General features: G+C 37.8%; 9 protein-coding genes. 4 read left to right on the top strand and 5 right to left on the bottom strand.

The window, feature by feature from the left end:
• The first annotated feature begins 306 nt into the window (after positions 1-306).
• From NAT51_RS03770 to NAT51_RS03760, 3 genes are read left to right on the top strand one after another with little or no spacing between them, the layout of a single operon-like run.
• Positions 307-549 (top strand): microviridin/marinostatin family tricyclic proteinase inhibitor, encoded by a 243-nt coding sequence (locus tag NAT51_RS03770; protein ID WP_250595442.1) that lies wholly within the window; start codon positions 307-309, stop codon positions 547-549.
• A 57-nt stretch (positions 550-606) separates the two neighbouring features.
• Positions 607-1,581: an MvdC/MvdD family ATP grasp protein gene (locus tag NAT51_RS03765; protein ID WP_250595440.1), complete on the top strand. Its 975-nt coding sequence runs from the start codon at positions 607-609 to the stop codon at positions 1,579-1,581.
• 35 nt (positions 1,582-1,616) lie between these two features.
• On the top strand, positions 1,617-2,636 hold the full coding sequence (locus NAT51_RS03760) for an MvdC/MvdD family ATP grasp protein (protein WP_250595437.1): 1,020 nt from the start codon (positions 1,617-1,619) through the stop codon (positions 2,634-2,636).
• Between the two features lie 38 nt (positions 2,637-2,674).
• Here the strand turns inward: NAT51_RS03760 and NAT51_RS03755 are convergent, their stop codons facing one another.
• From NAT51_RS03755 to NAT51_RS03745, 3 genes are all read right to left on the bottom strand, one after another.
• Positions 2,675-3,208, bottom strand: a complete 534-nt coding sequence (locus NAT51_RS03755) for a DUF4136 domain-containing protein (protein WP_250595435.1) — start codon at positions 3,206-3,208, stop codon at positions 2,675-2,677.
• Positions 3,209-3,281: 73 nt separating this feature from the next.
• Complete coding sequence (locus NAT51_RS03750; protein WP_250595433.1) at positions 3,282-5,267, bottom strand: urocanate hydratase; 1,986 nt, start codon at positions 5,265-5,267, stop codon at positions 3,282-3,284.
• A gap of 206 nt (positions 5,268-5,473) precedes the next feature.
• Positions 5,474-5,653 (bottom strand): DUF5522 domain-containing protein, encoded by a 180-nt coding sequence (locus NAT51_RS03745; RefSeq protein WP_250595426.1) that lies wholly within the window; start codon positions 5,651-5,653, stop codon positions 5,474-5,476.
• 28 nt (positions 5,654-5,681) lie between these two features.
• Between NAT51_RS03745 and NAT51_RS03740 the strand changes: the two genes are divergently transcribed.
• Positions 5,682-6,026, top strand: coding sequence for a hypothetical protein (locus NAT51_RS03740; protein WP_250595424.1), 345 nt, complete (start codon positions 5,682-5,684; stop codon positions 6,024-6,026).
• Here the strand turns inward: NAT51_RS03740 and NAT51_RS19785 are convergent.
• The gene (locus NAT51_RS19785) at positions 6,007-6,210 is read right to left on the bottom strand and encodes a T9SS sorting signal type C domain-containing protein (RefSeq protein WP_394799686.1); all 204 of its coding nucleotides are present in this window, start codon (positions 6,208-6,210) and stop codon (positions 6,007-6,009) included. The two genes, NAT51_RS03740 and NAT51_RS19785, sit on opposite strands and share 20 nt — an antisense overlap.
• 3,583 nt (positions 6,211-9,793) lie before the next feature.
• On the bottom strand, positions 9,794-15,148 hold the full coding sequence (locus NAT51_RS03730) for a GEVED domain-containing protein (protein ID WP_250595420.1): 5,355 nt from the start codon (positions 15,146-15,148) through the stop codon (positions 9,794-9,796).
• Positions 15,149-16,237 lie beyond the last annotated feature (1,089 nt).

Raw genomic sequence — 16,237 nt, 5'->3', positions numbered from 1 at the left:
TATTATCAATAATATAACGAAAAATGGCTGGATTTAGCCTTGATTTTTAGTTTTTTTTAACAGAAATTTTTTACTTTTTTTTATTTGGTGTAAATTCAGGTCAAAAGAGGTTGATTTATAATGGATAAGGAGTGTTTTTTTGTGCGAAAAAGGGTACCTATTTTTATAAATTTAAGGTAGAAAATCAATCACCTTGCCGGATTTGGATTTTTTGAGGGTAGAATTAAGGGTAATTTAGCTCTGTCGAATATTTGCAAATAGACAGACTAAGTAAACAAATTTTTTTAAAATTAAATTTTTAATCTCATGAAAAAAAATGAATTGAAAAAGCCGTTTTTCGCGAGCTTTTTAGAAAACCAAATGTCAAAAGAAGAAGCTAATGCAGTTCAAGGTGGTGCTATCACTTCAGTACTAAGAGATACTGTGCAAACTATGAAATATCCATCTGACGGAGAAGAAGGACCTGGGGGAACTACAAAACCGTCTGCTGATGTTTATGAGACAATGAAATACCCATCTGACAGTGATGAGGATGGAACTGCTATCTAATATTAAATAGTGGAATAAGAGTAACGGTTATGCCGTTGCTCTTATTTTTTTATGCTTATGGTTTTATGTATTAGTCATTCTAACGATTTTTATACGATTGATATAGTCGAAAAGAAACTCAGGGAATTAGGAAAAGATGTTTTAAGACTCAACTCAGATCAGTTTTCTGAATTGTTATCATTTGAATACAAAGTGAATTCAGAGGAGACATTGGTTGAGGTTAATTATAATGACAGGAAATTTACAGCTCAGGATGTTGAAGCTGTTTGGTATAGAAAATTATGGGGAGTTTCTGTTCCTGAAGATTTGGATAATTCTTTTAAGCCTATTCATAAACAGGAATACACTACCATGCGGAATTTGTTTTTTGAGTCAATCAGTCATGTTCCATGGATGAATATCATGGATACAGACCATAAAGTTGGAGAGAACAAATTTGAGCAGCTGAATCAGGCCCGTAAAGCCGGATTGATCATACCGGAAAGTTTATTTACAAATTCCCAGCCGCAGGTTATAGAATTCTTCCATTCAACCTGTAAAGGGCGCATGATAGTAAAACTTCACGGCGCTTTATCCAGAAGCATGTCCGGGAATACACCAATGTTTCCGACAACAGTTATTCGGGAAGAAGATTTGGATAATTTGGATACTTTACCGTATTGCCCAATGATATTCCAAAGGGAAATCGAAAAATCATATGAACTGCGTATCGCTTACGTAGACGGTACTTTTTTTGCCGGAAAAATTAATGCAACAGCTTCTGTAACAGGTAAAACAGATTGGAGAATCGCAAATGATCTTCAGTCAACATGGGAAGAGTATACATTGCCTGAACTGGTTTGTATGTCTTTAACCGCAATGATGGAAAATATGGGATTGCTTTTTGGTGTAATCGATATGATCCGTGACAGTGAAGGCAAATATGTTTTCCTGGAAGTGAACCCGCAAGGGGAATGGGGAATGATTCAAAGGGATTTAGGCTACCCAATTGGGGAAACAATAGCTGAAAAGCTGGTAGCCAGAATTAATTAATAAAATTGGAATTTAGTTTATCAAATAAATAAATTATGGAAAAAGTATTAATAATTACGCACACAGGTGATAATAACAGTGTTGAAGTAGTTTCACAAAAAATTAGGGAAAATAATGGCATACCTATCCGTTTCAATGTGGACGAGTATCCTTTAAAATATGGATTGAGTACTTGTTATGAAAACGGTGAATGGAAAATGTATCTGGATTATGAAGGGGAGCGGACTACTATACACGATGTTGCGTCATTATGGTACAGAAGAAGCCATAATTTAGGGAGTGGCCTGAATGGTTTGGTGGAAGGGGAATTCTTAAGTAGTATCCATGGGGAAATCAGAACAACCCTTAATGGTATGTTAGAAGGTCTTAACTGTTTTCAATTAGGGAAGTACAGTATGTACAGAAGATTGGATAGTAAAGAAGAGCAGATGAAAATTGCTTCGGGTTTAGGATTGAAAGTTCCTGAAACCTGTATTACAAACAGCCCGGAAGAAGCAAGACGTTTTGTAAGAAGCCATAACAGTGTGATTACAAAAATGCAGAGTTCTTTTGCAATTTATAAGGACGGTGTTGAGAATGTTGTTTTTACAAATGAAGTTAAAGAAGAAGATTTGGACAGTATTGATACATTGCAATATTGCCCAATGCAGTTTCAGCAAAAATTAGAAAAGAAATTAGAATTGAGAATCACAATTGTTGGAGAAGAAGTATATGCTTTTGCAATTGATTCACAAAAACTGGATAATGCAAAATTAGACTGGAGAAGAGAAGGAGTGAAGCTCTTACAGGATTGGGTTCCGTATGAATTGCCTCTGGAAATAAAGGAAAAATTACTTCAGTTAATGGATGTCTACGGAATGAATTATGGCGCAGCTGATATTATTGTAACACCGGAAGACGAATATTATTTTCTGGAAATCAATTCGGCTGGGGAATTCTTCTGGCTGGATATGCTGATTGACGGTGAAATATCCACGCAAATCGCAAAAGTTTTGTTAGGGAAAGCAAACAGACGCTATGTGCCATTGCAGTTTGAAACAAGCCAAATGGTTTAATTATAAGAATAAAAAAAGACTGCATCTGCAGTCTTTTTTTATTTCGATTGTGGAGGAAATTGCTCAAGAATTTTGGTTACAAATTCGTTGGCTCTTTGATCTTTTTTCTCGGTATCGTGAGTCAGATAACCGGTTCCCATTCCCTGCCAGATCAATTCTTTGTTCTTTGCATCAATTAAATCAATGTATAATGTTCCCTCAGTTGAAGTAGATACATAAGTTCTTCCTCCCCATAAATAAGGATTCCAGCCGTAACCCCAGCCATATCCCCATCCGGCAGAGAAGTTGTTTACATCTACTTTTTCCCTTTCCTTGGTAAAAATATTAACCAATAATTCGGGAGTTTCACTTTTCGTAAAACCTTTGGCTGACATTTGGGCGTCGATAGCACGTAAAATTCTTCTTTTATCCAAATCAGAGATCTCCGCTTTGTCTATTCCGCTTTTGTGAAAGGCATAAGTTTTATACTGACCAAAATTAGCGTTTTTGTCATAATCGGCATTAACCCTTACTGAACTGCAGGAAGTGATAATGAACAATCCGATTAACGACAGTAATTTGAATAGTTTCATTTTTTAATAATTTTAGTTTAAATAATTTGCACAAAATCTATACCGAAATTTATTAAAAAACTGAAATACAATGTTATAATAAATTTTCGTCTACTATATTAGGGATGGTCACTTTTAATAAAGGTTGCGTCTCCATAGCTCTTTTTATGGCAAAAATTGCTCCTTCGTTACGTGCCCAGCTTCTTCTTGAGATTCCGTTGTTAACATCCCAGAATAACATTGATTTTAATCGTCTGTCAGCATCATCAGTACCATCAAGCAACATTCCGAAGCCACCGTTGATTACTTCGCCCCATCCAACGCCGCCGCCATTGTGTATGGAAACCCAGGTCGCACCTCTGAAACTGTCACCAATTACGTTATGTATAGCCATGTCTGCAGTAAATCTCGAACCGTCATAAATGTTGGAAGTCTCTCTGTAAGGTGAATCTGTTCCGGATACATCATGATGATCACGTCCTAAAACAACCGGTCCGATTTCATTCTTTGCAATTGCTCTATTAAAGGCTTCTGCTATTTTCATACGTCCTTCAGCATCTGCATATAAAATTCGGGCTTGCGATCCTACAACCAGTTTGTTTTCCTGTGCTCCTTTGATCCATTGGATGTTGTCGGCCATTTGCTGTTGGATTTCTTCCGGTGAATTTTTCATCATTTCTTCCAAAATGTCACAGGCGATTGCATCGGTTTTGGCTAAATCTTCTGGTTTTCCTGAAGTACAAACCCAACGGAATGGTCCAAATCCGTAATCAAAACACATTGGTCCCATGATATCCTGAACGTAAGAAGGATATTTGAATTCCCTGCCTAAAGTTGGATTTTCAGCCATAACATCGGCTCCGGCTCTTGAAGCTTCTAAAAGGAAAGCATTTCCGTAATCGAAGAAATAAGTTCCTTTGGCAGTGTGTTTATTGATGGCAGCAGCATGACGGCGTAAGGTTTTCTGAACTTCTTCTTTGAATTGTTCAGGATTGTTAGCCATCATTTCATTCGATTCTTCAAACGATAGACCAACCGGGTAATATCCGCCGGCCCAAGGATTGTGTAAAGAAGTTTGATCTGAACCCAAATCAATATGTAAATTTTCCTGATCGAATTTTTCCCAAACATCAACTATATTGCCTAAATAAGCGATTGAAACCACTTCTTTGTTTTCTAATGCTTTTCGTGTTCTTGCTACCAAAAGGTCAAGGTCTTCAACGATTTCATGAATCCAGCCTTGTTCATGGCGGATTTTAGTGATTTTCGGATTTACTTCAGCACAAACGGTCACGCATCCTGCAATAGTACCGGCTTTTGGCTGAGCACCACTCATACCTCCTAAGCCTGAAGTGACAAATAAGCCACCGGATGGATTTTTTTTAATTTTTCTGAAGCCGTTCAAAACGGTGATGGTTGTTCCGTGAACGATTCCCTGAGGACCTATGTACATATAACTTCCGGCAGTCATTTGTCCGTATTGCGTAACACCTAAAGCATTGAATTTTTCCCAGTCATCCGGTTTTGAATAGTTAGGGATCATCATTCCGTTTGTAACAACTACTCTCGGTGCCTCTTTGTGGGACGGAAATAATCCCATAGGATGACCTGAATACATAACCAATGTTTGTTCATCAGTCATCTCGGCCAGGTATTTCATGGTTAAGCGATACTGCGCCCAGTTACTGAATACAGCTCCGTTTCCACCGTATGTAATTAATTCATGTGGATGTTGTGCCACTGCATAATCCAGGTTGTTCTGGATCATCAGCATGATAGCTTTGGCTTGTTCGCTTTTTCCCGGATAATCTGAAATTGGACGCGCCTTCATTTCATAATCCGGACGAAGACGATACATGTAAATACGCCCGTATTTTTCCAGCTCTTCTTTAAATTCAGGAATTAATTCGGTGTGATGTTTTGCTTCAAAATAACGTAAAGCATTTTTTAACGCTAATTTTTTTTCTTCGTCATTTAGTATTTCTTTACGCTTAGGCGCATGATTGATTGCCGTTTCGTATACTTTTTGTTGCGGTAAAACAGAAGGGATACCTTCTAATATCTGGTCTTGAAAAGTCATGTTTAGTGTTTTAAATTATTCAATTATTAAGTTGTCGTGTTTAGTGGGACAACTAGGGATAACGAATGTCAGACCTATGATAGGACTTATGTATTTTGACTCTGTATTTTCTTAAATGGTGGTCCATTCTTTTAGTTGTTTGTTCGCGTGAGGGATAGAAGCTGGCTGCCACGCAGCGCGGATAGCCCGACCCGTAGGGGCACGCCCTATTTTTTAATGAAATTCCCCGTTTTTTTATCAAATCCGTATGGGCAATGCCTGCATCCGCTTTTACAGCAATACCCTCTTTTTAAATGGTATTTTTCGGTAAAACATTTGTAACCTTCCGGCGTGTAATAAAAATCTTCGCCTTCGATTAAATTATTTGGATTCAAATCATTGTTCATGTGCGCAAATTTATCAATTTTGTAGCATATGATTTTGATTGTTTTTAAATATTTGACACCGAAAGGATTCAGAGGGATTACTTTTTATCCGTTTGTTATTATGACTGATAAAAAAGATAAGCAAAATCCTGTTTTTGTCAATCATGAACATATTCATATAAAACAGCAGTTAGAATTGCTGGTTATTCCTTTTTTTATCTGGTACGGAATAGAATTTATGATCCGGTTGATTCAATATAAAAACCGCCATAAAGCGTATCGGAATATTTGTTTTGAGCGTGAAGCTTATGCAAACGAAAAAGACCTTGATTATTTAAAATCAAGGCCTTTTTGGGGATTTAGTAGGTTTGTTTTTAGTAGATTACTTTCTTAGTTACCACACTTCCGTTTTCCAAAGTTACTTTTACTAAAATAACATTTGTCGTTGGTTTTAACTGACTGATAGTAATTTGTTTTTGCTGGATGTTTTTCAAATTCAGTAATTTCTTGCCCAATACATCATAAACACTAATTTCGTTAATGTCTAATTTTGAAGATTCGACATTCAGACTGCCCATGGCGAATATTTTGATGTCGTTTGGTGAAACAAAATCGTCATTTGAAAGTGCCTGATTGATATATTTCAAAATAAAGCGGTCATTAAATCTTTCTTTTTGCGCTGTAAAAGTGTATGGACTTTCTTTTAGGTCGTGTGTGATATTTAATAATTTGTCTTCAAGAAATATATTTTGTGATCTGTTTTCAAATAATCCGTCAACAGCCGCAATTCCGATTTTATATTCTCCGGTTTCGGGTATTCCAACTCCTAAAGCAATAGTGTCGTTGCTGTCAAATGGAAGTGCTTTACCTTGAATGACTTGTATTTCATTGTTTAGTAATGAATAGATATTAAAACTTAATTTTTCACTTCCCAATGCATCATACATGCGGTCTTTATCGTTTGTTGCACCATCCATATAACCAACTAACGTACGTCTGTTTGTGTTATCTGATGATTTGATTAAATCAAGCCAAATTCTGTTGTATTCAGGTTCTATTGTATTGTTGTTGTCAGAATCCCTGAAGAATTGTGAATTAGCATAAGTTGCACTTCTCATCGCGTTAGTGAAGGTAACTGTTCCTGTTGTGGAAGGAGTACTGTGATTCATAATTGTAAAGAAACTCTGTCCTGAACCCACATATCCTCCAAATGTTCCCGGTCCTGAAGAAGCTCCAGCTGAATTGTATGTGATGTAGTCAGAAGACGTATAGTTGTAATTGTAATTTGCATAGAACGGATCCGTTGATGAAACCGGTAAAGTACCGTGTGTCCAGACATTGATGAATCCTGCAAGATTTGTATTCGCGTTAAGGAAATCAATTGCTCTTATTGAAGACGGATATGGATTTCCGATTAGATTCCAGTTGTCATCATTAGCTGTAACCAATGTTGAAGTTGGTCCCACATAGCTTGTGCCATTGTAAGTGCTTCGTGAAATTGGGCTGGTTATGGTTCCGTTGTTTGGTACACCAATAAATGTTGCAGTGTAGTTAGTTGCTGCCGAGCTTGAATAAGCATCGGGTCCACGGACAATGTATCCTTTTCCGGTTACCATTGTTTCATTGCCATTAGTCCAGTTTCCAAAATTACTTGTATAGCCGGTTGTTGTACTTGGTAGCCATTTGTAAATGTAACCGCTGTTTGTTCCCGGAGATATAGAGCTCGAAGAGAAATTTGCTACTGGTGATGACCAGTAAACATAATCCTGTCTTCTGATATTTGCAGTTCTTGAATACTGAATGTTACCTGTATTTGTTACGTTGTTAACCTGAACTAAACTTGCATCATCATTGATAATGAAGGCTCCCGTTCCCTGAACAGTAACACCATTGGTTACGGTAATGTTATTATTTGTTGCAACCGTCAATTGAGCTCCGGTTTGAACTGTCAATGAGCATGCCTGTGCATTGATGCCTCCGGTAATTACAGGTTTGTTTGTAACATTAGCAATAACAACCGGTTGGGTGTTGTTTGGTACTCCAGACGGAGTCCAGTTGGCGGCAGTGTTCCAATCGGTGTTAACAGAGCCATTCCAAACTTTATTTCCTGAGACCGTAACAGTTGTTTGGTCTGTAACTTTTACTGTCGAACCGCTGCATAAAGTATAAGTAACTTCAGCTGTATAAGTCGTTGTGGCAGCAGGACAAACATTGATTACATCGGTTGTTCCAACTACAGGTCCGCCGGTTCCTGCTCCCTGATACCATTTGATTGATGTGATCGAAGTTCCTGATGGTACAAATCGCCAAGCTTCGTTTGTTGTGGTCCAATCAGGGCTTAATCCATTTCTGTTAGGAGCTACTGTTCCAACTGTTCCTGCGCCATTTTGAACACCTACGATTGCATTTCCACTATTCCATGAAGCACAAACACTTTTTTGTTTAATGTATACTTCGATGATATTTGTGTTTTCATATAAGACCATCATGCCGGTGTATAAAATTGAATTACAAGAAGACGAGAACATTGGGATATCATTCCATGATGCGACAAGGGCTCTACAACCTGTAGATAAAGTTACTAATTCCCATCCTACAGTTCCACCCACACTTGGGTCGATGTCATGGTAAACACCAAATATGCTATTTCTGAAAAGTGCTGCATTTGGTAGGTTGTCAATGAATTCCCATTCTGAGAATCCTCCCGGTGTATTGTTTGTTGTGTCGAAGGTTAATACCCCATTCGATCCAATTAAACATTGATTGTAATTTGTTCCGTAAAAACAGAAATTAAACGGTAAATTGATTGTTGGTGACCAAACATCATCAGTGTTAACGCTGACAGCATTTGCCAGACAGCCAAATTGATATGGAGGACTGTATGGAATCGATTGTACCGAATAGCTTGTTGTTTGTCCTAATTGTAAATAGGTTGCTTCTAAATCTACACAACTTGAAGTTGAACAGGTAATTGCGGCCGGATCTGAACCGCTAAGGCCTAAACCGCCAGAAACAACCGAAGGACAACCGGCTGCAGAAGTGCCAGTTCCTGAACCCGGAGTACATCCGCCTCCACCGGAAGCAGTTCCGTTAGTTACAGATGTGGTTGTACAGTTTGAGGCTGTGCCACATGATGAATTTGTATTGTAGTGTACATAAAATGTTCCTGATGAAGCAGCAGTAAAGGATAAAGGAGAATTGCCACTGGCCACAACCGTTCCGTTGTATGATCCTGATCTTATTGTTATAAATCCTCCAGCTGAATTTGTAAAGGTATAGGTTGTTCCTGAAACGATGCCGCTTATTGCGTTATATTCTGTCTGATAATTACAGGTTGAGATTGTGGCTGTATTTCCGGCTGAAGGTGCAGCTACACTTGATGATGGGTATTGTGTGGTGTTTGTACAGCCTGTTGGGGCTATAGGTATTACTGTCCCTGCTATGCAAATTGTTCCTGTCATGTCGTTTGTATTTGCATTATTTGTACGCATAATCCGAAGACGATAAGTTGTATTTGGTGTTACGGCTGTGGTAAGTGTTGCGTTTGCATTGTTTGGTACTTCACACGCGATAGATGAAGGAGAGGCGCAGGTTCCGGAATAAACAGCCAACCCCATTTGGCGGTTACTCGTACCTGTAATTGTTATCGAATTTGTCGTTGCATCGGTTGTAAAGGAATACCAGCCGTCGCGGTAAGAGGTTCCACTACAAGGAGTAGGGCCGTCATTGGTAAATGAACTTGATACTGTGTAATTGGTAGTTGTACAGGTAGCTCCGATAGTTAATGAAGTTAATGAAGCGGTACAGTCATTAGCTTGTGCTATTGTTTTTTGAAGTGGTGACAGTAAAACAAAAAGCAGCAAGCAGAAAAATTGGGTCATTTTTTTCCGCCATAGTAAGCTTGGAAAAAAATTAGCTAGAACGTAATTTTTTTTCACTTTTTAGTTATTTAGTTGTTGTTTTTTAGAAATTTTGTTAAAAATATTAAAAAATATTCAAGCTATTTTGGTCAAATCGATAAAAAGCATAAAAATTCGATTAAATTCAAAAAACGCCGATGAATTGCAATATCAGATTCGTTAATCGATTATAAATCAAATAGTGGTATAAAAAAAACCCCACAATTGTGGAGTTTTTTCTTACGGGTTGTATTTTGTGTTTTTAGTAGATAACTTTTTTGGTAACTACTGAACCGTTTTCTAAAGTTACTTTAACCAAGATGACATTTGTTGTTGGTTTTAATTGGTTGACAGTTAATTGTTTTTGCTGGATGTTTTTTAAACTCAACAAATTTTTACCTACAATGTCATAAACTTCAATAGTATTGATGTCAAGTTTTAATGACTCAATATTCAAGTGATTTGTGGCATATATTTTAATGTCGTTAGCAAATGTATTGTCATCATTTGAAAGTGATTGGTCTACGAATTTAAGAACAAAACGGTCGTTTGATCTACCTGTATTGGCCATAAATGTATAAGGACTACTTTTTATATTGTGTGTAATATTCAGTACTTTGTCCTCAATATAAATATTTTGAGCCGCATCAGTGAATAAACCGTCTAATGTTGCAATTCCAATTTTGTATTCTCCATCTTGAGGAATATTAACTCCTAACTGTACTTGGTCATTGCTGTCAAATGGTAAAGATCTTCCCTGAATGATCTGTGCTTCATTGTCAAGTACTGAATAAATATTGAAATTCATTTTTTCGCTTCCTAAGGCGTCGTATAAACGATCTTTCTCATTGGTTGCTCCTTCAATATAACCAACCATTGCTCTTCTGTTTGTAAGATCAGAAGATTTGATTAAATCAAGCCAGATTCTATTTCTTTCAATGTCAACTGGAGTGTCATTTTCAGAAGTCTTGTAAAATTGTGAATTACTATAGGCTGCACTTCTCATTGTGTTATTGAAAGTAACTGTCTCCGTTGTAGCAGCCGATGTATGATTCATTAAAACGAAGAAACCTTGTCCTGAACCAATATAGCCATTGAATGTGCCAGGACCACTTGATGTTCCGGAAACATTGTAAGTGATGTAATCGGCCGTTGTGTAATTATAGGTGTAATTTGCATAATAAGGATTAGGAGCAGATGTGGTTGGTAAAGTTCCGTGCGTCCAAATATTTACAAATCCGGCAATATTAGAGTTGGCATTTAAGAAATCTATTGCTCTTATTGATGACGGGTATGGATTTCCAACAAGGTTGAAGTTGTCATCATTTGCAGTTACCAAAGTTGATGTAGGTCCGGCATAACTTGCTCCATTATATGTACTTCTTGATATAGGAGTGGTTATGATTCCATTGTTTGGTACACCCGTAAAAGTTGCTGTGTAATTGGTTAATACCGAAGTCGAATAAGCATTCGGTCCGCGAACAATATACCCTTTACCGGTTACCATGTTTTCGGTTGTATTTGACCAAGCTCCAAAATTACTTGCATATGCAGTAGGGGTTGTTGGAAGCCATTTGTAAATAAAACCAGATGAAGTTCCAGGAGAAATTGAAGTTACAGGGAAATTAGCAACAGCAGATGACCAGTAAACATAATCTAATCTTCTGATGTTTGCTGTTCTTTCCATGTTGATGTTTCCGCTGTTGGCAACATTATTAACCTGAACCAGATTTGCGTTGTTGCGAACATTGAATACTCCTGAAGGAACTACGGTTATTTCGTCAGAAACAGTTAGGTTATTCGATGACTGAAGTTCTAAGTTACCGGTTGATTTAATGGTTACGTTTTTAGCAAGAGCATTGTATCCTGAACCGGTAATTTGGGTTGTGCTTGGTATTACTACGCAGTTAGCAGATGTTGGAACTCCTGCAGGAACCCAGTTGTTGGCATCATTCCATAATGTGGAACTTGCTCCTGTCCAACTTTTGGTGTTATTGGTTACTGTAATATTTTTAACTACGGCACATCCGTTTGATAAAGTTGCTGTTGCTGTAAATGCCCATGATGGACTATTGATCTGAGTAGCATTTGGTTTTACATAAATGGTTGTAACGCTTTGTGCAACATATGGAATAGTACAAGCTGCATCAGTAAATGCATCAACACCGCCACTCCAAGTAAAAGTTGTGTTTAGTGGTTTTACACCTGATAGTTTGATGTTGTCAACTGCCCATCCGTCGTCAAATTGAGCTGTATATACAAAACGGAATTGTAAACTTGTATTTGCCGGTAATGCATAAGCACTTAAATCAACTGTTTGGGTAACAAAATCAGAAGGTGTTCCTATGTCGGTATTGTAAAGGGCTGGAGTTGGGGTTATTGCGGCAAAAGCACCTCCGTTGACTGAAACCTGTACAGCAGCAGTATCTCCTGAGAAATTAGAATAGTAATGATCAAATGTTAGTGTAAGGCTTGTATAGGCTGAAGGGTTGACAATAGGCGAAGTTATGATGCTTACTATGTTTGAACCGTTATAGTCAGATGTAGTTAATGCAAATTTATTGCCAATTGTTGCGACAGAGCCTGAGTTTATGGCAGGTTTCCATACCGAAGTTCCTGATGGCTGATATGGACTGGTTTTAACACTCCAAGGCGAATCAGCTCCTGCATTTGTATTTGTTGGGATGGTTGCAGTGAAAGGAGCCATTCCGCTTTCAAAATCCTGAACTAACAAATCTTCTTGAGTTGTGTCTCCAGCTGCAGTAATCGAAATAGGATTGTTGTCGCCACATATGGTTGGTGTCGAAGGTGTTACTGTTATGTTTGTTGTTGTTAAGATGGTTGCTTTAACCGGAGTTCTGTATAATGATTCACAAGTTCCATTGTAAGCGGTAACATAATATGTTGTGGTTGTAGCTATTGAAGGTGTTGTCCAGTTTCCAGCTGCAGTTGTTGCCAGTAGGCTACCGCCTGTTTCGGCACTATACCATCTGAAACCTGTTGCTCCAGCGGAAACAGCAGAAAGATTAACTGTATTCGGTGAACCGCAGGCAGATCCGTTTGTTACACTTGTTATTTTTTGTGTACAATCAGCTACTACTACAATAGTGTAATCTTCGGCTTCGCCAGAAGCTAAATTTGAACATGGGTCAATAGTTGATGCACCTCTTGATCTGATTCTTATTCTGTAGTTTCCAGGGGTTTGTCCGGAAGGAACGACAAAGCCATAAGTTGTTGGTCCTGTTAATAATGTTGATCCTGTGTTGTATACCTCTTCGGCTGGATCTGCAAAAATTCCGTCATTGTTCCAGTCAACATAAGTTCTCATTCCTTGTCCGCCTGCTCCCTGAAGGTTAATGTTGATGTTGATTCCGCCTCCTGGTATTTGGCTTGCCATTGTTATGGCTGTGTAATTTCCATACCCGCCAGCTGAATATCCTGTAGGAGAATTAGTTCCGTTTGTTAAGGTTCCTTCAGAACTTACACCGGCAATATAATATAATGAGGTTGAGGATGATGGTGTGCAGTAGCAAGGTGTGCTTCCGGTGGTAAAAGTCCAATTTACAGGTGTTCCGGTCGTTACGCCACAAATATTTCTTGGTACTATTTTCCAGTAATAAGTTGTATTAGCAACTAATGCAGGTGAAATGGTCCAAGTGGTTCCGGCTTGATTTGAACTTACTAATGCAGGTGAAGCAGTTGTGCCAAAATAAACATCATATCCTGATGCTCCTGCAGCTGCTCCCCAACTAATTTGTGTTGTGGCTCCGGTTCCTATGTAACATATTCCGGTTGCACCGTTTGTTGGGCTTGTTACTGTTGCTAAGCTGTTTATTGGATTGTTGACAGTTACTGCCACACTTCCTGCTCCATTGCTCCAGCAGTTTCCGTTGTATGCGCGGATATAGTAAGTTCCACTGGTATTTACAACCCATGGTGTACTTGCATTATTGGCTGTGGATGTTCCGGCTGCTATTGTTTGCCAATACCAGGTAACTCCGACAGGTGCAGATCCGCTTTGTGTGATTGTTACACCGCCCGGGTTACATTGTGGTGAATTACTGGTTGGATTTCCTGGTACGGCCGGTAAGCTGTTGACTGTGATTGTTCCTAATGCAGTTGCTGCGGTACATGGTCCTCCGCTGGTAGTGACTGTGTAATTAAAAATTCCTGATGCTAATGGTGTTCCGCTTATTGTAAAAACACCCGCTGCATAATTTCCACTAACACCTGCAGGCAATCCTGAAGCTGAAGCACCAGTGGCACTGCCTCCTATGTTGTAAGCTATATTTGTAATGGAAGCATTTTGGCAAACTGTTTGATTGTTTGTTCCTGCTGCTGATGACAATGTGGCTGTTGGTAAAGCGCTAACTGTAATTGTTCCCGTTGCTGTATTTGTACAACCTCCGGTACTGTTAACGGTATAGTTGAAAGTTCCTGATGCAGTCGGAGTCCCTGAAATGGTTAAAGTTCCTGCTGCGTATAGGCTTGTTACGCCTGCTGGTAGCCCGGATACCGTTGCCCCGGTAACTCCTCCTCCAGTAAGACTATAGGTTATGGGTGTTATTAGTGTATTTATACATCTGGTTTGGTTGTTTGTACCAGCTGCAGATGTTAATGTAATTGTTGTTAAAGGTGTTACGGTGAAGTTTGTTGCGCCACTATTGGCAGATCCGCCTGGTGTTGTAACTGCTACTTGTCCTGTTGTCCCGGTTCCTATTACGGCTACAATTTGTGTGGCTGTATTGGTTGTAATTGAAGCGACTGGGGTTCCTCCAATGGTTACACTTGTGGCTCCTGTCAGATTAGTTCCGTTTATGGTTATGTTTCCTCCTGCGCATGCTGGAGATCCGGCCAAACTTGTTATGGTTGGAGGGATTGATGGTCTTAGGGCTATTAATATTCCTCCTCTTCTTTCAGATGTTGAAATTGTGACTGAACCATTGCCTGTGTTGCCAGCAGTTGCTTTAATTGCCCATGCAGCTCCAACTGATGCTTGGTCTCCATTATTGTATAAATTGTCGTATAATTCAGTAAGTGCTCCTGGCGAGGTGACGGTTGACCATCCACTCCATGATACAGAACTTCCGCCAGACATGGAGAACATCATTACAGCGGCGTTGTTTGTTAATGTGGTTATTGTTGTAGGTGCTAATCCGGTTCCACCGTTTGCAGTAACAAATGCACCGGTCACATCTATGGGGGTTGTGTTGTTGACTCCTGAAAAAGCAACTATAGAACCTACAGTAACATCGGCATCATTGTCTAATGTAAAAGTATAATTTGCAGGTTCAGCTGCACCTGCAACTTTATATAAGACATTTCCCCAGCGGGTTGTAGATCCTAGGTCTGAAGAAACTATTGAAGTCCAGCCTGCTAAAGATGCAGTTGATAAATTGTTTCCGCTGTCTTCTCTTTGTGATATGTTGACTAGCATTATATCACCCTGTATGACTCCTGTCGGTTTGTTAATGGTCAGTGTATTGTTTGTTGAGTTTCCAGTTGTGGAGGTTCCTCTTTGTGTTATTTGTGCCACTGTGGTGTTTGTTAGTCCTAAAAAAAGAATAACAAAAAATGCCAAATACTTCGTTTTATCAAGTGTAAAATATATTTTCATAGCATTCTTAAGTTTAAAATGAACAATATTTTTTGAGTGTCTGACTCTCTGATTTGCGGGGACTGGAATATGTTTCGGTTTAAGATGTACAGAAGGCATATTCTTTGATCAGTTTTAAGAATTTAAGTAGTGTTTTGTCATAAGCCTTTGGTTTTTGGGTTTTAGAGCATTTCTTTTTGTTATGCTTTTTGCTTTTTAAATTACTTTTAACAATTTTTACGGAAAAACCGTAAAATCATTTTGTTATGTTTTTTTAATTTTGATTGTACAAATACTAAAAAAGATAAAAGCATAAAAAGGACTGGACACTATTAAAATTTAATTGAGTTGATTTTAAAATTATTGCCACATAATTTTAAAGCAACAAAAGCGGGGGCTAATCAATTAGAATAACAAGTTTGCAGACTTGATATTTAAAATGTCTTTCTTTTAAAAATGATTTTTTTAGAACAATTATCTTCTTAGTACACGTTTATTTCTTCATAGGATTCCTTTTTATAGGAATTTTATGAAGAAAACTATTTTGTAAAGTTAAGTTATTTGTTTTTGTTAAACAAAATATTTTAAGTTCTATTGTCTTGATTGTGCATCATTTAATCGATTATTTTTTCTTTTTGAGAGAAAAATTTTGTTAAAATTAAAAACAATCATTTCTGATTTTGGAGATATTTATATTTTTAATTCTGTTTTTGAAAATGTATGAGTTTTGTAAGAATGATTTGTGTTTGAGAGCAGTTTTGGGAGATTTACCTTTTTGTATTGTATTATTTAGTTAGTATTTATAAATATTAAAATTTGTATTGCCCTTTATGAAATGTTTTATTTAATTATTTAACATATCAGATGTAAAAAAGCCTTGCGGAAAAGCAAGGCTTTTTTTATGTAAATCTGTTTTTTAGAAGAATTTTATTGTTCTGTGATGTGTCTTTTTTAAGAGTTAAATTGATTTTCAAGGGTGTTTATGACTAGTCCTAAAATAACGATACAGGATTAATAATAGTAAAAATACATTTTTAGACAGAAGTAGCTTTATAGTTACTTCTGTTTTTTATTTCATAAGTTTTCATTTTAATGCTACTCTGTAAATGC

Origin of the sequence: Flavobacterium amniphilum, assembly GCF_023634845.1 — a bacterium.
In the GTDB taxonomy this organism is placed as follows: Bacteria; Bacteroidota; Bacteroidia; order Flavobacteriales; family Flavobacteriaceae; genus Flavobacterium; species Flavobacterium amniphilum.
The sequence above is the reverse complement of the archived record's forward strand: the minus strand, read 5'-3'. Positions and strand labels throughout refer to the sequence as shown.

Excerpts from the sequence above, each read along its gene's own strand:
- NAT51_RS03760 (WP_250595437.1), top strand. The coding sequence starts at position 1,617 with ATGGAAAAAGTATTAATAATTACGCACACAGGTGATAATAACAGTGTT.
- NAT51_RS03740 (WP_250595424.1), top strand. The coding sequence starts at position 5,682 with ATGATTTTGATTGTTTTTAAATATTTGACACCGAAAGGATTCAGAGGG.
- NAT51_RS03745 (WP_250595426.1), bottom strand. The coding sequence starts at position 5,653 with ATGAACAATGATTTGAATCCAAATAATTTAATCGAAGGCGAAGATTTT.
- NAT51_RS03770 (WP_250595442.1), top strand. The coding sequence starts at position 307 with ATGAAAAAAAATGAATTGAAAAAGCCGTTTTTCGCGAGCTTTTTAGAA.
- NAT51_RS03755 (WP_250595435.1), bottom strand. The coding sequence starts at position 3,208 with ATGAAACTATTCAAATTACTGTCGTTAATCGGATTGTTCATTATCACT.
- NAT51_RS19785 (WP_394799686.1), bottom strand. The coding sequence starts at position 6,210 with ATGGGCAGTCTGAATGTCGAATCTTCAAAATTAGACATTAACGAAATT.
- NAT51_RS03765 (WP_250595440.1), top strand. The coding sequence starts at position 607 with ATGGTTTTATGTATTAGTCATTCTAACGATTTTTATACGATTGATATA.
- NAT51_RS03750 (WP_250595433.1), bottom strand. The coding sequence starts at position 5,267 with ATGACTTTTCAAGACCAGATATTAGAAGGTATCCCTTCTGTTTTACCG.
- NAT51_RS03730 (WP_250595420.1), bottom strand. The coding sequence starts at position 15,148 with ATGAAAATATATTTTACACTTGATAAAACGAAGTATTTGGCATTTTTT.